This is a genomic window from Cellulomonas gelida (assembly GCF_006538725.1).
Classification (GTDB): Bacteria; Actinomycetota; Actinomycetes; order Actinomycetales; family Cellulomonadaceae; genus Cellulomonas; species Cellulomonas gelida.
Window position 1 is genome coordinate 1 of sequence record NZ_BJLQ01000052.1, and the last position, 17,379, is coordinate 17,379.

Here is a 17,379-nt window from a genome sequence, read left to right on the forward strand (position 1 = left end):
GGGCGGCGCTGCGAGCATGAGCTCGTCGAACGCGGCGGCCTCCATCTGCAGCCGACGCCGCTCGTCGGGGTCGAGGATCCCGTGCTCGAGGAGCGCGTCACGCAGCCCGGAACCGCCGGGCTCGGGCATGCCGGCCAGGGGGTGCCCCTCGTACCGGCCGGCGCCGGGCATCGGGCCGTCCCACTCGCTCGTCGGGACCGACAGCCGCGCGCGCGGCGCGGCGCGCTGGACCACGGCGAGCGCCTCGGCGGGCTCGATCCACCGGTCGGAGAACACGGTGAGGTCGATCGCGCTCTCCATGTCGGGCTGCAGCACCACCCCGGACTGCCCGGTGCGCACCGCGCCGCCGAGCCGCCGAGCCGCCGCGACGAGCCACAGGAGCACGCGCTCCTCCTCGCGGTTCGGGTACCCGTCGGGGAACGCGCGCTTGAGCCCGTGGCGGTCGCCGCCCGGGTAGGGCTTGGCGCCGCGGTCGCGCGGGCACACCACGTCGAACGCGGTCGTCGTGGTGGCGGGCAGGCCCAGCGTCAGGGCGTCGTCCGGCGTGACCGCGTACGGGCCGACGAGCGTGGAGTGCCGGGTGAGGCGCAGCACGCGCGCCTGCGGCCGCGGGCCGGACAGCCGCAGCCCGAGCGCGGCGGTGAGGGGGCGCGAGCGCTGCGTCGGGGTGTCGCCGTCGGGCTCCTCCCAGCGCGCGTTGAGGAACCGGCTCGCGGCGAGCACCTCGACCTCGTCGGGCTCGACGCCGTCCGGCAGCGCGAGAAGGTGCCGGTTGCGCAGGCCGTCGTCGGACAGGGGCAGACGCGGCAGGTCACGCGTCATCGCGTCATCCCTCTCGTCACGTCAGACCTCGGTGCGGTGGAAGCTCTGCCAGGAGCGCGAGGCGGTCGGGCCGCGCTGGCCCTGGTACCGCGAGCCGTAGCCCGCCGAGCCGTAGGGGTGCTCGGCAGCCGAGGAGAGGCGGAAGAAGCACAGCTGCCCGATCTTCATGCCCGGCCACAGGACGATCGGCAGCGTCGCGACATTCGACAGCTCGAGGGTCACGTGCCCGGAGAAGCCCGGGTCGACGAAGCCCGCGGTCGAGTGCGTGAGCAGGCCGAGGCGCCCGAGCGAGGACTTGCCCTCGAGCCGCGCCGCGATGTCGTCGGGCAGGCTGACCTGCTCGTACGTGGACCCGAGGACGAACTCTCCCGGGTGCAGCACGAACGACTCCCCGGACGGCACCTCGACGAGCCGCGTGAGGTCCGGCTGCTCGGCAGCGGGGTCGATGAAGGGGTACTTGTGGTTGTCGAAGAGCCGGAAGTAGCGGTCGAGCCGCACGTCGATGCTCGACGGCTGGATCATCGCCGGCTCGTAGGGGTCGAGGGCCACGCGGCCCGACTCGAGCTCGGCCCTGATGTCACGGTCGGAGAGCAGCACGCGCCCACGGTAGTGCCCGATCGGCGTCCCGCCCACGCCCGTCCGTGGGCTGTCCCCCGCGCGCGCGGGCGGCGCGGACGTGCGGCGGTTCTCGCGCGCGTGCGCGCCCCGCTATAGTCCTGTCTCGTGAGGCGCATGGGAGCGCTCTCGCACCGACCATGAGGGACACCGACGGGTCCGGACGCACAGCAGCGCCGGCCCGCAGGCGCCCCGGCAACGAGCACCGCGAGAGGCCACCTCCATGCGTTACGGGCACTTCGACGACGAGGCACGCGAGTACGTCATCACGACGCCGCACACCCCGTACCCGTGGATCAACTACCTGGGGTCCGAGCAGTTCTTCTCGCTGCTCTCCCACCAGGCCGGCGGGTACTCGTTCTACCGCGACGCCAAGATGCGCCGCCTGACGCGGTACCGCTACAACAACATCCCCGCCGACGCGGGCGGCCGCTACCTGTACGTCAACGACGGCGGCGACGTGTGGACCCCGTCGTGGCTGCCGGTCAAGGCGGACCTCGACCACTTCGAGGCGCGGCACGGCCTGGGCTACTCGCGCATCACGGGCGAGCGGAACGGCGTGCGCGTCGAGACCTCGTTCTTCGTGCCGGTCGGCGAGACCGCCGAGGTGCAGAAGGTCACGATCACCAACACCTCGGACGCCGACAAGACGCTGTCGCTGTTCTCGTTCGTCGAGTTCTGCCTGTGGAACGCCCAGGACGACCAGACGAACTACCAGCGCAACCTGTCGATCGGCGAGGTCGAGGTCGAGCAGGAGTCCCCGCACGGCTCGGCGATCTACCACCGCACCGAGTACCGCGAGCGCCGCGACCACTACGCCGTGTTCGCCGTGAACACGCGGGCGGACGGCTTCGACACCGACCGCGACTCGTTCGTCGGCGCGTACAACTCGCTCGGCGAGGCCACGGTCCCGCTCAAGGGCGAGGCCACCAACTCGGTCGCGTCGGGCTGGTACCCGATCGGCTCGCACCAGGTGAACGTGTCCCTGGCGCCCGGCGAGTCGCGCGACCTCGTCTACGTCCTCGGCTACGTCGAGAACCCCGACGAGGAGAAGTGGGCCGACGACGCCCACCAGATCGTCAACAAGGAGCGCGCGCACGCGCTGCTGTCGCGGTTCGCGACCGCGGAGCAGGCCGACGCGGCCCTCGCCGAGCTGCAGGACTACTGGACCCAGCTCCTGTCGACGTACTCGGTGACGTCGAGCGACGACAAGCTGGACCGGATGGTCAACATCTGGAACCAGTACCAGTGCATGGTCACGTTCAACATGTCGCGCTCGGCGTCGTTCTTCGAGACCGGCATCGGCCGTGGCATGGGCTTCCGCGACTCCAACCAGGACCTGCTGGGCTTCGTCCACCTGATCCCGGAGCGGGCGCGCGAGCGGATCATCGACATCGCCTCGACGCAGTTCGCGGACGGCTCGGCGTACCACCAGTACCAGCCGCTGACGAAGCGCGGGAACAACGACATCGGCTCGGGCTTCAACGACGACCCGCTGTGGCTGATCGCGGGCACCGCGGCGTACATCAAGGAGACCGGGGACTTCTCGATCCTCGACGAGCCGGTGCCGTTCGACAACGAGCCGGGCTCGGAGGTGCCGCTGTTCGAGCACCTGACGCGCTCGTTCGAGTTCACGGTCACGCACCGCGGCCCGCACGGCCTGCCGCTGATCGGCCGCGCGGACTGGAACGACTGCCTGAACCTCAACTGCTTCTCCACCACGCCGGGCGAGTCGTTCCAGACGACCGAGAACCAGGCGGGCGGCGTCGCGGAGTCCACGTTCATCGCCGCGCAGTTCGTCCTGTACGGCGAGCAGTACGCCGAGCTCGCGGCGCGCCGCGGCCTGGCCGACGTCGCGGACCGGGCGCGTGGCTACGTCGCCGAGATGCGCGACGCGCTGCTCACCGACGGCTGGGACGGCGCCTGGTTCCTGCGCGCGTACGACTACTACGGCAACCCGATCGGGACCGACGCGCACGACGAGGGCAAGATCTGGATCGAGCCGCAGGGCTTCGCGGTCATGGCGGGCGTCGGCGTGGGCGAGGGCCCGCAGGACACCGACGCCCCCGCGATCAAGGCGCTCGACTCGGTCAACGAGCTGCTCGCGACCGACCACGGCATGGTGCTGCAGTACCCCGCGTACACCACCTACCAGGTGCACATGGGCGAGGTCTCCACGTACCCGCCGGGGTACAAGGAGAACGGCGGCATCTTCTGCCACAACAACCCATGGGTGATCATCGCCGAGACGGTCGTGGGCCGCGGCGCGCGCGCGTTCGACTACTACAAGCGCATCACGCCCGCCTACCGCGAGGACATCTCCGACGTGCACCGGCTCGAGCCGTACGTGTACGCGCAGATGATCGCGGGCAAGGAGGCCGTGCGCCACGGCGAGGCGAAGAACTCCTGGCTCACCGGCACGGCGGCGTGGAACTTCGTCACGGTCTCGCAGTACCTGCTGGGGGTGCGCCCGGAGTACGACGGCCTCGTCGTCGACCCGCAGATCGGCCCCGAGGTCCCGTCGTTCACCGTCACGCGCGTCGCGCGCGGCGCGACGTACGAGATCGTCGTGACGAACTCGGGTGCCGAGGGTGCGCGCGGTCGGCTCGTCGTGGACGGCACCCCGGTCGAGGGCAACGTCGTGCCCTACGCGCCGGCCGGTGCGACCGTCCGCGTCGAGGTCACGGTCTGACGGTCCGTCACCTGACGGGCGTCGGACGACGAGCGTCGGACGACGAGCGTCGGACGGTGAGCAGAGGACGACGGTGCGCAGGGGGCGACGATGACCGCTGTCAGTGAACGTGCGCAGGCGCACGTCGAGCTCGACCCGCGGGTGCTGCGGCTGCGCAGCGACGTGTGGGAGCTCGACGTGCTGCCCGGCACGGGCGCGTCGCTCGCTGCGGGCCGCGTGCGCCTGGGTGACTCCTGGGTGGACCTGCTGCGGCCCACCGCGACCCGGCACCTGGGTGAGATCGAGCGCTGCGCGAGCTTCGCGATGGTGCCGTGGTCCAACCGGATCCGGGACGGCGTGCTGCGGTTCGGCGGCCGGACGTGGCAGCTGCAGCACAACGGCGCCGACGGCACGGCGATCCACGGCACGACCGGCTGGGCGACGTGGGACGTCGTCGAGCGGACCGAGGGCGCCGTCACGCTCGCGTACGACTCCACGCGGCTCGTCGGGGTGAACTTCCCGTGGCGGTTCGCCGCGCAGGTCACGTACGCGCTCGACGGCGGGCGGCTCACGGTCACGACGAGCGTGCGCAACCTCGACACCGAGCCGTTCCCGGCCGGGTTCGGGCACCACCCGTACTTCCGGCGCACGCTCGTCGCCCCGGGCGCGCTGCCGTCCCCGGACGGCGACCCGGTGCTGCACGTCCCGGCCGCGCGCGGCTTCCCGCTCGAGGCGGGCATGGCCGTCGGCCCCGCCGGCGAGCCCGCCCCGCGCGCCGACTACCGCGTGCCGCGACCGATCGGCCGGGCGTTCGTCGACGACGTGCTCACGGACCTCGTGCGCGACGAGCCCGTCCGGATCACGTACGACGAGGGGCTCGTCGTCGAGCTGCGCAGCGACCCGGTGTACGCGCACGTCGTCGTGTACGCGCCGCGGGGACGGTCGTACTTCGCGGTCGAGCCGGTGACGAACGTCAACGACGGCTTCACGCTGCACGAGGCGGGCGTGCCCGGCACGGGCGTCGTCGTGCTGGAGCCCGGCGAGCAGCTCACGGGGACGTTCACGCTCGACGTCCTCGTCTGACCGCGTCGGCGGTCACGGCCCGGGGTCACCCGGGTGAAGCCTGCGGGCACGCGGATCGTCGTGTCCGCCCCCTGTGCCACCATTGCCCCACTTCATCACCACCACACGGGAGTTCTGTCCATGCGCGCCATCACCCGGATCGTGAGCGCTGCGGCCGCCGCGGCCCTCGCCCTCACGCTCACCGCCTGCAGCTCGTCGGACGACAAGACCTCCGACGACCCGAAGCCGGCGGGTACCGGTCAGGCGACCCCGGCCGACGACAAGCCGGCCGACGACGACAAGGGCTCGGCCGGCTCCCTCAGCGCCGAGAACTTCTACGAGGTGCTCGCGGCCTCGGTCAAGGAGGGCACGTCGTACCGCCTGAGCATGTCGACCTCGGCGGCGGGCACGGAGTCCACGTCCGAGGGCGAGGTCGTGATCTCGGACGCCGGCCCGGCGATGTCGATGACGACGACGGCCGCAGGGGTCGAGATGGCGATCGTCATGGTCGACGACGCGTACTACATGAACATGGGCGACCTCACGCAGAACAAGTTCATGAAGATCGACCTGAACGACCCGTCGAACCCGCTGGGCGCCAGCATGGGGTCCTTCAAGGACCTGAGCGACCCGAGCAAGAGCCTCGAGATGTTCAAGGACTCGGTGACGTCGGTGGAGAAGGTCGGCGAGGAGGACGTCGAGGGCACGAGCGCGACGCACTACGTCGTGACGCTCGACTCCTCCGCCGTCGGTGACGCGCTCGCGGGCGTCGACCCGTCCGCGATGCCGTCGCTGCCCGCCGAGTTCACCTACGACTTCTGGGTCGACGGTGACAACCGTCCCGTGAAGATGACGTCCGAGGTCATGGGTGCGACGACCGAGATCGTCTACTCCGACTGGAACGACTCGAGCATCTCGGTGGAGGCACCGAGCGCGGACCAGATCTCCGACCTGGACTTCTCGGAGCTCATGGGCGCCGCCACCCAGGGCTGACCGGCAACGCTCCGCGCTACGAGGGCGGGACCGCGCGATGCGGCCCGCCCTCGTCGTCGTCCGGCTCCGGTTCGCCGGTCTCACCGTCATCCGTCCGGGTGACGGGGGCGTTGTCCCCTTCGTCCCGCGGGCGACCACTGCCAGGATCAGCCGACTCGTCACCGAGCACAGCAGACAGGGGCCGCACATGCGCGTCATCATCCGAACCCTCGCCGCCACCACGGGCCTCGCCCTGGCGCTCAGCCTGGCGGCCTGCGGCTCGTCCACGGACGCGTCCGTGGGAGAACCTGCGGCGCCGGTCGCGAGCACGCCGCGGGAGACCCCACGAACGGCGACGAGCTCGACGGCCGCTCTGAACGTCGACAACTTCTACGAGGTGCTCGCCGCCGCGGCGCAAGACAGCACCTCATACCGCCTGACCATGGCGACCTGGGCCGGGGATGGGGAGACGATCACCCGAGGCGAGGTCGCCATCGCCGACGACGGCTCGGCCGCCATGTCGCTGACGATGACGGAACAGGGCGTCGACTCGCTGGCGGTCGTCGTCGACAACATCTTCTACATGGAGATGGGCGAGCTGACCGACGGCAAGTTCCTGAAGGTCGACCTGAACGACCCGTCGAACCCGTTCGACGAGTTCTTCGGGTCCATCAAGGACCTGATGGATCCCAGCAGCACCGTCAAGACCTTCAAGGACTCCGTGAGGTCAGTGCAGGCGGTCGGCGCGGACGAGATCGGCGGCGCCAGCACGACGCACTACCTGGTCACCGTCGACACCTCCGGGCTGCGCGACGCACTCGCTGGGGCAGACCCGTCCCTCACGGCGTCGATGCCGGACGTCTTCGTCTACGACTTCTGGGTGGACGGTGACAACCGTCCGGTCAAGCTGACGTCGACGACGATGGGGACGAGGGCCGAGGCCGTCTACTCCGACTGGAACGACCCGAGCATCGTGGTCGAGGCACCGAGCGCCGATCAGATCTCCCCGCTCACGTGGCAGGAGATCATGCAGGGCGGCCCCGCACTGCAGGGCTGACGCGGCGGCCAGGCGTCACAGGGGCAAGGTGAGGGTGCGGCCCCAGTCGCGGTGGGCGTAGGTCTCGAAGCCGACCTTGGCGTAGAACGCGATCGCGCCCGCGTTGGCCTCGGCGACGCCCAGGTGCAGGCCGGGGACGCCGCGGGCGCGCAGCGCGTCGGACAGCGTGGCGATCAGGCGGCGCCCCCAGCCCTGGCCCTGCAGGCGCGGCAGCAGGTCGATGTGCAGGTGCGCGGGGAACTCGTCGTACTGCGGCTCGGGCGTCGCGGACCAGTCGTGCAGGCGGTCGATCAGCACGTGGTCCTGCGTGCCGTCGCCCGGGTCCGGCACGCGCGGGTACTGCGCGCGCAGGGTCGGCCACCAGTGCTCGTCGAGCCAGCGGGCGAAGGCCAGCGAGTCCGCGGTGGCGACTACGTAGCCGGCGATCCCCTCGTCGTCGGCGACGACGAACGTCAGGCTCGGGTCCGCGACGGGGTACGCGCCCGCGTACAGGTGCCCGAGCAGGTCCGGGTTGCGGTAGAGGCCGGACGCGTCGCGCCCGGCCTCCCCGGTCAGCAGGCACACGCGGTAGATCCCGGCGACGTCGGCGGGATGAAACGGACGGATCACGGTCGTCACGTCCCGATCCCATCACGGCTCGGGACCGGCTGGGTCACGGCACGACGAAGTGGCCCCCCGGCGGGCACGGGGCGGTCATGCTGTGCCCAGTCGACGACGAGGGGGTGGGCGTGGATCGGGTTGGTGGCGAGCTGCGGGCCGCGCTGGCGTGGTTGACGCACCCGGTGAGCGTCGTGGCGCTCGTCGTGCTGCTGCTCAACGACCACGTCCTCAAGGACGCGTACGGCACGTGGTGGACGGGCAAGCTCTCCGACGTCGCCGGCCTGGTGCTCGCGCCCGCGCTGCTCGCGGTCGTGGTGGCCGCCGTGCGCGCGTGCCGGGGTCCGCGACCCGTCCCCGCGCACCCGGGTGTGCTGCCGACGATCCTCGTCGGCGCGGGCTTCGCGGTGGTCAAGGCGACGGCCGTCGGCGCCGCGCTGGCCTCGGCGGCCTGGACCGCGGTCGCGGGGCCGAGCGTCGTGCTGCGCGACCCGACCGACTTGCTCACGCTGCCCGCGCTGGGCGTCGCGTGGTGGGTGGCCCGCGCGTCGGCGTCGCCCCGCCGGGTGCGCGCGGCGCGGGCGTGGCCGCTGGTCCTGCCGCTCGCGGTGCTCGCGACCGCGGCGACGTCGAGCATGGGGCCCGTCGGGACCATGACCGTGGAGGCGCGGGACGGCGCGGTCCTCGTCGGCACGGGCTGGTCCCGGACGGAGCTGACCGAGCTCCACTCCACCGACGGGACGACGTGGACCAGGCTTGACCCGTCCGACGCGCCGACGCCGACCGGTCCTGCGGCGCCGAGCCCCACCGCGGGCGCCGAACCGTCGTCCGCGGCCTCCCCCGGGCCCACGGACGACATGATCCGCTGCGTGCCGGCTGATCCGACGACCTGCTTCCGCCCGGCGACCGAGGCCGCCATCGGGGTCGACCGCAGCGACGACGCCGGCCGGACGTGGCACGCCGACTGGGCGCTCACCGACGAGCAGGTCCGCGCGCTCGACGAGCGCTGGGAGGACGCCGCGCGGCTCGGCACGCGCGGGGTCGCGGTGCTCCCGACCGCCACCGGGTTCCGGGTCTACGCGGCGAACGGCGGCGACGGTCTGGCGGTCCGTCACGAGGACGGTCGCTGGGAGCGGCTGGGCATGACGTACCGGGGCGGCTCGTCCGTGCCGTTGCCGGGTGAGCCGCAGTCGCTCACCTACCCCGTCCCGCTCGGGGTGTTCGTCGGTGTGCTCGTCGTCCTGCTCGCGGTGGTGGTGGCCGCTCGTCGGCCGCGCCAGGCGGTCGGCCCGTCGCGGCGTCGCGGGGCGCGGGCGACCGGCGTGATCGCGGTGGTCCTGGCGGGCATCGCGTTCCTGGTGGAGGCCTCGGGAGGCAGCCATCTCGACTCCAGCGCGCGGCTCACGCTGACCGGCGTGCTGGTCGCGGTGCTGCTCGTGGCGGCGGCTGCGCTGGCGCTCCTGAGCGTCGGGCTCGCGGGCCGCGGGCCGCGCCGGGGTGGACGCTCGTCGGTCGACGACGACGCGGATCTCCCGCCCTACCCGCCCTCCACATGGGACCGGCCGGGAGAACCTACGCACTAGTAACTTACGGTCCCGTAGGTTAGGCTGAGGCAGTGACCCCCGCTTCGCCCATCACGCTCTCGCCGATCCCCGACCTCACCGTGCCCGACGAGCCGCTCACCGCAGCGCTCGACCGTGCCGTCGCGGATCACGGCGACCGCATCGCCGTCGACTTCCTCGGGGCCACCACCACGTACCGCACGCTGGCCGACGAGGTCGCGAAGGGTGCCGCCGCGCTCGTCGCGCTCGGCGTGCAGCCCGGCGACCGCGTCGCCATCGCGCTCCCCAACTGCACCCAGCACCTCGCGGCGTTCTACGCGGTGCTGCGGATCGGCGCGGTCGTCGTCGAGCACAACCCCACGTACTCCGCCGACGAGCTCGCCCACCAGCTCGCAGACTCCGGCGCGACCGTGGCGCTCGTCTGGACCAAGGCCGTGCCCGCCGTGCTCGAGGCCCGCGACCGCACCGCGCTGCGCCACGTCGTGGCCGTCGACCTCGCACACGACCTGCCTCTGATCTCCCGGCTCGCGCTGCGCCTGCCGGTCGCCAAGGCCCGGCGCACCGCCGCCGCGATGCGCGGCCCGGTGCCCGCTGACGTCCCGCTGTGGCACCGCCTGGTCCGCGCGGCGAACCCGCTGCCGGCCGAGCACCCCCAGCCAGCCTCGTCGGAAGTCGCGCTCCTGCAGTACACCGGCGGCACCACCGGCACCCCGAAGGCTGCGGTGCTCACGCACCGCAACCTCGTCGTGAACGCCGAGCAGGGCCACCTGTGGACCAAGCACCGGCGCGGGCAGGAGACCGTCTACGGGGTGCTGCCGTTCTTCCACGCGTTCGGGCTGACGCTGTGCCTGTCGTACTCGATGCGGATCGCCGCGACGCTCGTCGTGCTGCCGTCGTTCGACCCCGCGCTCGTGCTGGCCGCGCAGCGCCGCCGCCCCGGCACGTTCATCCCGGCCGTCCCCCCGATGCTCGACCGGCTCGTGACCGCGGCGGAGGCGGCCGGCGTCTCGCTGCGCTCGTTCACGCGCGCGATCAGCGGCGCCATGGCGCTGCCGGCCGCGACCGCGCAGCGCTGGGAGGAGGCGACCGGCGGGCTCGTCGTCGAGGGCTACGGCATGACCGAGACGTCGCCCGTCGCGCTCGGCAACCCGTTCGACGCGACGCGCCGCCCCGGCGCGCTCGGGGTGCCGTTCCCCGGCACCGAGGTGCGCGTCGTGTCGCAGAGCGACGTGACGGTCGACGTGCCGCCCGGCGAGCCGGGCGAGCTCCTCGTCCGCGGGCCGCAGGTCTTCACCGGGTACTGGAACCGGCCCGACGAGACCGCCGAGCAGCTCGTCGCCGACGGCTGGCTCCGGACCGGTGACGTGGTGCGCGTCGACGACGACGGGTTCGTCCTGCTCGTCGACCGCATCAAGGAGATGATCGTGACCGGCGGGTTCAAGGTGTACCCGTCGCAGGTCGAGGACCACCTGCGCACCATGCCGGGCATCCAGGACGTCGCGGTCGTAGGCGTGCCTGGTGGGGTCATGGGCGAGTCGGTCGTGGCCGCGCTGGTGCTGCGCGACGGGCACGACGTGGACCTCGCCGCCGTGCGCGAGTGGTGCGGGCGCAAGGTCGCGCGCTACGCGGTGCCGCGCCGGATCGTCGTGCTGCCGGACCTGCCGCGCTCGCAGGTCGGCAAGGTCCTGCGCCGCGTCGTCCGCGACCAGGTGCTCTCGCTGCCCGCCACCTGACGCCCGTGCCGGCCTTGGCGACGACTGGTCGCGGTGGGCATCCGGGGCCTGAGCGGACGGCCGTTCGGGCGGCATCGACGGATTCGCTCGTCCGGTGCCTGCACGAAGCGGCGACGGCCTGACAGAGTTCGGCCGTGCCCCTTCTCCCCGCCTCACGCGTCCCGGCGCTCGTCGCCCTGGGCGGGTTGCTGGCAGGCGGGATCAGCGGAGCGTTCGCAGCCAGCGCACTCGCCGGGAGCGAGCCGGCCGCAGGGCCCGCAGTCCCCACCGCGATCGCCGCCCCGCGCTTCACGGTGCGCTACGACCCGCAGCACGTGCTCGGCGACCTGCTCGAGGCGCTTCGCCCGGTCGACTCGTACGCGTTCACGCTCGCGCTCGACCCGCAGGCCCCCGAGCTCACGGGCGCCGCGATGCGCGACGACGACCGGTGGGACCTCGTCGGCCGCATCGAGGAGGACGGCACCGTCACCGAGCTGCGCCTGATCGGCGACGACGCCTACGCGTTCATCTCCGGCCTGACCGACGGCTTCGGCCGCACGTCCCGCGACGAGCCCGGCGACCCCTTCGTCGCCGCGTACATCGACTCGTTCGGACCGGCCGAGCTCGCGACGACCCTCGCCGAGACGCGCGACGCGGTCGTGTCCGTCTCCGCGGGCGGCGCGTCCGTCGAGCTCGACCAGGTCCCCGCGCAGCCGTTCGACGTGGTGGTCGACCTGCGCCGCGCGACCGGCGCGATGGGCTCCCGGTTCACCAGCGGCGCGACCACGAACGCCTACGCGATGATGCGGCTGTGGATCGGCCCGGACGGGCTCGTCCGCCGCTACACGGAGCCGAAGACGTCCCTCCAGGTCGACTTCACGCGGTGGGGCGAGGACGTCGTCATCGAGGCCCCGGACGACGCCGTCGAGCTGGACCTCGGAGGTTGAAGGCGCGCGTCGGGCGAGTTCGTGCGGTCCCGCTCGCCCGCTATGATGGCGACTGCCGACCGCGGCCCGACGTCCCTGGACGCCGGTGACCGGCGGTTCGTGCGGGTGTAGTTCAATGGTAGAACTTCAGCTTCCCAAGCTGATGGCGCGGGTTCGATTCCCGTCACCCGCTCCCTCATCGTCACAGGTCAGAGCGTTGTGAACGCCCGCTCGAACCGCACCTCGACTCGCTGGCTGTCGGCTCGCGCCATAACGCCTTGAGTGCCGCGCGCTCCGCCGCCAGACTGGGCCCTCGGCCCGGGCGGGCCGAGGGTCATCGGTTATCAGGACACGCGGGTCGAGGGTTCGACTCCCTCCCGACGCTGATGCGTGGGTAGCTCAGGCAGGCAGAGCAGCGGGCTCCGGCGGCCGCCACCATGCCCGCCCGGGCCTCGCCGTTCCCCGTCACTGCGCGGTTCGCATATTCCCTCGTCGCCCGCTATGTAGACCCCTACACTCGCCGACGACAACAGAACACACGGAGAAAGCTCGGGTGGGCCGGCGACTGTCGGTTACCACTCCTCATGGCCAGGTCGCGGGTTCGAGTCCCGCCGTCACCTCGGTGGCGTAGCTCAGCAGGTAGAGCAGGACTCCGGCGTCATCACACGCCCACCGGAGCTTCTCCGGAGCGGGCCGGAGCGTCTTCGGTTCCCAGGTGAATGGCAGTTCGGGTTCGACTCCCGGCCCCTCGGGGTACTGCCCGGTGTCGCACGACGCCGTTCCGGAGGCCACCCACATGCCCGCTCCACACGTCGGCGGTGGTGGCGGGCCGGAGCGGATCGGTTACCTCCCTGTCACGGAAGCCCTCGCAGGAGGGCAACCCGGTTCGCCGGGTCCACCCGGTTCGCGCACCACGCCTGCCACCGCCCCGACGCCCTACTGAAAGGAACTCCGATGGACGTGCTGCGCACGCTCGGACTGCGGCGCACCCCGCAGGGCGAGCGGGCCGACTCCCGCCAGCGGCTCAACGCCGCCGGCGGGTACACCTTCGTGCTCGACGACGCCGCACGGCTGCGGCGCTTCCTGACGCTCGGCGTGGACGGCGGGACCTACTACGCCGCGCCGCGCGAGCTCGCGCGGGAGAACGCCGAGGTCGTCGGCCGCATGGCGCACGAGGACCCCGAGACGCTGGTCCGCACCATCGTCGAGGTCTCCGTGCGGGGCGCAGCGCCCAAGCAGAACGCGGCGCTGTTCGCGCTCGCGTACGCGGCGTCGGTGCCCGAGTCGGCGCAGCTCGCCCTGGCGGCGCTGCCGCAGGTGGCACGGACCGGGACGCACCTGTTCCTGTTCGCCGGCTACGTCGAGCAGTTCCGCGGCTGGGGTCGTGGCCTGCGGCGCGCGGTCGGTTCCTGGTACACCTCCCGGGAGCCCGACGCCCTCGCCTACCAGGTGGTCAAGTACCGCCAGCGTGAGGGCTGGTCGCACCGCGACCTGCTGCGCCTGGCGCACCCGACCTCGGCGGTTCCCGAGCTGCGGGCGACGTTCGACTGGATCGTGCGCGGCTCGGTCGGCGACGCGACGCCGGCCCTCATCGAGGGCTTCGTCGCGGCGCAGACGGGCACTGACACGGCGACCTGGGTCAGCCTGGTGCGCGAGCACCGGCTGACCTGGGAGATGCTCCCGGACGCGGCACTCGGCGAGACCGCGGTGTGGGACGCGCTGCTCGACGTCGGCGTACCGCAGACGGCGCTCATGCGTCAGCTGCCCCGCCTGACGCGGCTCGGGATGCTCCCGGACCTCGGCGGGAGGACCGACGAGGTCGTGGCCCAGCTGGTCGACACCGGGCGCCTGCGCTCTGCGCGCGTGCACCCGGTGAACGTGCTGGTCGCGCAGCGCACCTACGCGTCCGGCCGTTCGGCGCGCGGCGGCGGGCAGTGGTCGCCGAGCCGCAAGGTCGTCGACGCGCTCGATGCGGCGTTCTACCGGGCCTTCGGCACGGTGGAGCCGTCCGGGAAGCGCACGCTGCTCGCGGTCGACGTGTCCGGGTCGATGGGCTCGCCGATCTCGGGGCTGCCGATCACCGCACGTGAGGCCTCGGCCGCGCTGGCGCTCGTGCAGCTCGCGACCGAGCCGTCCGCGACGGCGGTCGGGTTCACGTCGCGGGCCACGAACGCCGGTGGGAACGACTGGTTCGACACGGCGCTCAAGCCGCTGCGGATCTCGCCGCGGCAGCGGCTGGACGACGCGCTGCGCGTCGTGGACGCCATGCCGATGTCGGGGACCGACTGCTCCCTCCCGATGCAGTTCGCCACCGAGAAGGGGCTGAAGGTCGACACGTTCGTCGTCTACACGGACAACGAGACGTGGGCGGGCAAGATCCACCCGCACCAGGCCCTCGCCGAGTACCGGCGTCGGTTCGGGATCGCCGCGAAGCTCGTCGTCGTCGGGATGACGGCGACCGAGTTCTCGATCGCGGACCCCACGGACGCGGGGATGCTCGACGTCGTCGGTTTCGACGCCGCCGTGCCCTCGCTGATCACGGAGTTCGCACGTGGGCTCTGACGGTTCGCGCGACGATCGTCGGCCCGCCAGGGGCGGCACCGGCAACGGTGTCGCCCCTCGGCGGGGCACCCGGAGCGCCGACCCCCTGCGGGCCGCTCCCGTGCGGGGAGTCTCCGACGCCCGCGCCGCCCGCGCACGCGAGCTCCACCGGCAGGCGGCAGAGGCCGACGAGCTGGCCGCCCGCTGCCGGGCCGAGCGTGACCGTCTCATCACCGGCCTCCGCGCGGAGGACCCCGCCCGCTGGAGCTACTCCGCGCTGGCCGCCGCCGTCGGCTGCAGCCGCGAGCTGATCGCCCTCGTCACCAGACGCTCCAGGTAACCCCTCCAGGCGTGAGCGGGCGGGTTCAGGCCTCTGGCTCAGGGGCCGCGAACCCCCGGAAGACCCCGTCAGGATCCGCCGCGTCGGCGAAGTCGAAGAAGTCCATGTTGGCGAGCGCGAGGTTCACCGTGATCGGCTCCACCTCTCGCGGCACCGCCCGGAAGGTCCGACCCACCTGCTCGTTGTGCTCGCTGAGGTCGACGAACACGATCGTGTGGTCGATCATCGTGCGGGCGTCGGCGACTGCGAGCAGCGAGAGGTACCCGGCGCGAGGCAGCAGCGCCAGGTCCTCCGGTGTCAGGCCATCCAGCTCGGGCGCCTCGACCACCTGCATCAACGCGCCGAAGGACTCGTCGTCAGCGGAGTCGTGCACCGCGGTCACGGCGTCGACCGCGGCCTGCCATGCCGAGTCGTCGGAGTAGTCCGTGCGGACCAAGAGAGTGGACATGCCGTCCGACTCGGGTAGCCGCAGGGGCCGCGAGTGGCCCCCGGTCGGCGCCGTGCGGTTCTGCGACGACTGCGGGTCAGCGGAACCCGCGCACCCGGTGACCAGCGGGCCACGACGAGCGCAACCGCCGTCACCCCCGCGACCCGACACGCCCGCACGGCTCCCCCTCCGCTGCCCAGGTCCGCACCCTCGGCGCGACCGTACCGCCGCGTGCCCGCCAGCCCGGGCGGTTCCGACGACGAGATCGTCGCCGCCCGCGACCTTACCGGACGGCCGCACGACCCCCATCGACCCAGCAGGCACTCCGGGTAAGGCGACGAGCGGCCGGAGCAGGTGCTGGGTCGGCAGGGTTGGCGCGGGCGACTCAGCGGACGCTCCGGGGAAAGCGGCTCAATGGCCGGAGCAGACGCTGCGTCAGCAACTGGGCCGGTCCGGCGGGGTGGGCGCGTACGCGAGTCAGTCGGGGCGGTCGGCAAGCAACGACTCGCACGCGACGCGAAGCCGTGCGAGCGGGTCGCCGATCGTGGCTCGGACGATAGCCGCATCGAGCTTGTAGTAGTGGTGTCCGATCAGGTCGCGCATCCTCGCGATGTCGGACCAAGGGGCGTCGGGACGCTGACCTCGGAGATCGGCCGGCAGCGCCTTGACCGCCTCGCCGATCGTGAAGACGTGGAACTGGATCGCGGCCAGCGCGAGACCCGGGACCTCGTCGTCATCCGTGTGCCGCTGCGCCGCAGCATCGGCCCGGTCGATGGCGTCGATCGCGAGCAGGATGTCGCCCAGCCTGTGCCGGCTCGAACGGCTCACAGGGGCACGGCCTCGGCGAGAGCCGAGTCGGCGACGTGCGGTGCCAACGCGCTGGCTGGCGCGACCTCGACCCGCTCTGCGAGGAGTGCCGACAGCTCGTCGGCGATCGCCGCGAGTGGCAGCAGACCGCGCGCGTGGACGTCGAGGTCGACGAGCAGGTCGACGTCGGACTCCGGGCCGTCCTCGCCCCGCGCCACCGATCCGAAGACCCGGACGTTCGACGCGCCGTGCCGGTGAGCGATGCGGCGTACCCGGTCTCGGTTCGCGCGGAGCTTCGCCATGCGCGGCGTACGAACGTCGAGATGACGCGGCGCTGCCGCGGCGCTCAGCTCCAGCCGCGCGCCCATCGCCGCCAGGAGTCGGTCGAGCGTCTCCACCGACGGCGAGCTGGCGCCCGACTCGTAGCGCGAGACCGCAGGCTGCGATGTCCCCGCCCGCGCCGCCAGAGCATCCTGACTCAGCCCCGCGGCTTCGCGGCTGGTGCGGATGAGCGTGGCGGCGTCCATGCGGCGATCATACTGCTAGAGGTATGACGTGGGAGAGGCGCCGCCCGGGCGCGTTGGCCTCGACGACGAGCTGTACCCGCCCAGGACCGAGGAGCGAGACCCGGCAGAGGGGCCCTACAGGGCGATCCCGTCGCGACGCTTGATGGGCAACCAGGTCGAGAGCGATGCGCCGAGACTCGAGCGCATCCGTTCCCCGAACACGCAGAGTGTCTCCTCCCACGGATGCCCGAAGGTCCCTTCGGACAGGTCCGGGGTGAGGAACGCAAAGTAGTCCCCGTCGGGATACACCGGCACCTGCCACTCCGCACGCCATGTCAGTGCCTGCGCGGCAGGTCGGAACCGGTAGCCGGGGTGCTGCCAGTCGAGTACCACGAGCTCGTCCACGTCCGGCAGCGCCCAGACGAACGCTCGCAGCGCCTCGGCATTGATGGCGTCGTACGCCGCACCCCGGGGCGCTCCGTCGTCGATCACGCTGAGGTCGAAGGTCAGTGACGGGACGGGTTCACGGATCGCGGGCCACGCCTCGGCATCGACGCCGGCCCTGAAGCTGAACCGAGCGTCGAACAGGGTCCATGCCTCCCGACGACCCAGCACCTACTCAGGCCTCGACCCCCCGCACCCGGAGCAACCCCTGTCTCGCCTGATCGCACCCCCACGCCCGAGCAGTGACGCAGCGTCCACTCCCGGAGCGCGAGGAGACGCCGACCCGCAGCGCGGGCCCCGTCGTCCACCCATCGCCCA

General features: G+C 72.4%; 15 protein-coding genes and 1 tRNA gene. 9 read left to right on the top strand and 7 right to left on the bottom strand.

The annotated features are described in order from the left end of the window. Nucleotides 1–822 (bottom strand): hypothetical protein (locus CGE01nite_RS15470; protein ID WP_141371631.1); only part of this gene is annotated, 822 nt, incomplete at its 3' end. A 21-nt stretch (nucleotides 823–843) separates the two neighbouring features. After that, a complete protein-coding gene (dcd, locus tag CGE01nite_RS15475) occupies nucleotides 844–1,419 on the bottom strand; it encodes a dCTP deaminase (RefSeq protein ID WP_048344497.1) in 576 nt (191 codons plus the stop codon). A 241-nt stretch (nucleotides 1,420–1,660) separates the two neighbouring features. Between dcd and CGE01nite_RS15480 the strand changes: the two genes are divergently transcribed. The 4 genes from CGE01nite_RS15480 (at nucleotide 1,661) to CGE01nite_RS15495 (ending at nucleotide 7,199) form a co-directional block, all read left to right on the top strand. Beyond that, nucleotides 1,661–4,129, top strand: coding sequence for a glycoside hydrolase family 94 protein (locus CGE01nite_RS15480; protein ID WP_048344440.1), 2,469 nt, complete (start codon nucleotides 1,661–1,663; stop codon nucleotides 4,127–4,129). 90 nt (nucleotides 4,130–4,219) lie between these two features. Then, the gene (locus CGE01nite_RS15485) at nucleotides 4,220–5,191 is read left to right on the top strand and encodes an aldose 1-epimerase (protein ID WP_141371632.1); all 972 of its coding nucleotides are present in this window, start codon (nucleotides 4,220–4,222) and stop codon (nucleotides 5,189–5,191) included. 120 nt (nucleotides 5,192–5,311) lie between these two features. Then, a complete protein-coding gene (locus tag CGE01nite_RS15490) occupies nucleotides 5,312–6,163 on the top strand; it encodes an SCO4651 family lipoprotein (protein ID WP_141371633.1) in 852 nt (283 codons plus the stop codon). A gap of 187 nt (nucleotides 6,164–6,350) precedes the next feature. Then, nucleotides 6,351–7,199 carry an SCO4651 family lipoprotein gene (locus CGE01nite_RS15495; protein WP_141371634.1) on the top strand — a complete coding sequence of 283 codons (849 nt, stop codon included), beginning with the start codon at nucleotides 6,351–6,353 and terminating at the stop codon, nucleotides 7,197–7,199. 15 nt (nucleotides 7,200–7,214) lie between these two features. Here the strand turns inward: CGE01nite_RS15495 and CGE01nite_RS15500 are convergent, their stop codons facing one another. After that, nucleotides 7,215–7,817 carry a GNAT family N-acetyltransferase gene (locus tag CGE01nite_RS15500; protein WP_141371635.1) on the bottom strand — a complete coding sequence of 201 codons (603 nt, stop codon included), beginning with the start codon at nucleotides 7,815–7,817 and terminating at the stop codon, nucleotides 7,215–7,217. Nucleotides 7,818–7,927: 110 nt separating this feature from the next. On the opposite strand from CGE01nite_RS15500, the gene CGE01nite_RS15505 reads away from it, so the two are divergent. From CGE01nite_RS15505 to CGE01nite_RS15525, 5 genes are all read left to right on the top strand, one after another. After that, nucleotides 7,928–9,379, top strand: a complete 1,452-nt coding sequence (locus tag CGE01nite_RS15505) for a hypothetical protein (RefSeq protein ID WP_141371636.1) — start codon at nucleotides 7,928–7,930, stop codon at nucleotides 9,377–9,379. A 32-nt stretch (nucleotides 9,380–9,411) separates the two neighbouring features. Continuing rightward, nucleotides 9,412–11,091 (top strand): AMP-binding protein, encoded by a 1,680-nt coding sequence (locus tag CGE01nite_RS15510; protein WP_141371637.1) that lies wholly within the window; start codon nucleotides 9,412–9,414, stop codon nucleotides 11,089–11,091. Nucleotides 11,092–11,225: 134 nt separating this feature from the next. Continuing rightward, on the top strand, nucleotides 11,226–12,017 hold the full coding sequence (locus CGE01nite_RS15515) for a hypothetical protein (RefSeq protein WP_048344435.1): 792 nt from the start codon (nucleotides 11,226–11,228) through the stop codon (nucleotides 12,015–12,017). Between the two features lie 101 nt (nucleotides 12,018–12,118). Continuing rightward, a tRNA-Gly gene (locus CGE01nite_RS15520) sits at nucleotides 12,119–12,189 on the top strand. A gap of 761 nt (nucleotides 12,190–12,950) precedes the next feature. Beyond that, nucleotides 12,951–14,558: a TROVE domain-containing protein gene (locus CGE01nite_RS15525; RefSeq protein ID WP_048344434.1), complete on the top strand. Its 1,608-nt coding sequence runs from the start codon at nucleotides 12,951–12,953 to the stop codon at nucleotides 14,556–14,558. Nucleotides 14,559–14,902: 344 nt separating this feature from the next. Here CGE01nite_RS15525 and CGE01nite_RS15535 read toward each other — a convergent pair whose 3' ends face one another. From CGE01nite_RS15535 to CGE01nite_RS15550, 4 genes are all read right to left on the bottom strand, one after another. Further along, nucleotides 14,903–15,325 (bottom strand): DUF6924 domain-containing protein, encoded by a 423-nt coding sequence (locus CGE01nite_RS15535; protein ID WP_141371639.1) that lies wholly within the window; start codon nucleotides 15,323–15,325, stop codon nucleotides 14,903–14,905. A gap of 456 nt (nucleotides 15,326–15,781) precedes the next feature. After that, entirely contained in the window at nucleotides 15,782–16,132 is a 351-nt protein-coding gene (locus tag CGE01nite_RS15540; RefSeq protein WP_141371640.1) for a HepT-like ribonuclease domain-containing protein, read from the bottom strand. Further along, nucleotides 16,129–16,638, bottom strand: coding sequence for a helix-turn-helix domain-containing protein (locus tag CGE01nite_RS15545; protein ID WP_048344433.1), 510 nt, complete (start codon nucleotides 16,636–16,638; stop codon nucleotides 16,129–16,131). The genes CGE01nite_RS15540 and CGE01nite_RS15545 overlap by 4 nt, the downstream gene beginning before the upstream one ends. Nucleotides 16,639–16,752: 114 nt before the next feature. Next, entirely contained in the window at nucleotides 16,753–17,232 is a 480-nt protein-coding gene (locus CGE01nite_RS15550; protein WP_141371641.1) for a DUF2716 domain-containing protein, read from the bottom strand. Between the last annotated feature and the right edge of the window lie 147 nt (nucleotides 17,233–17,379).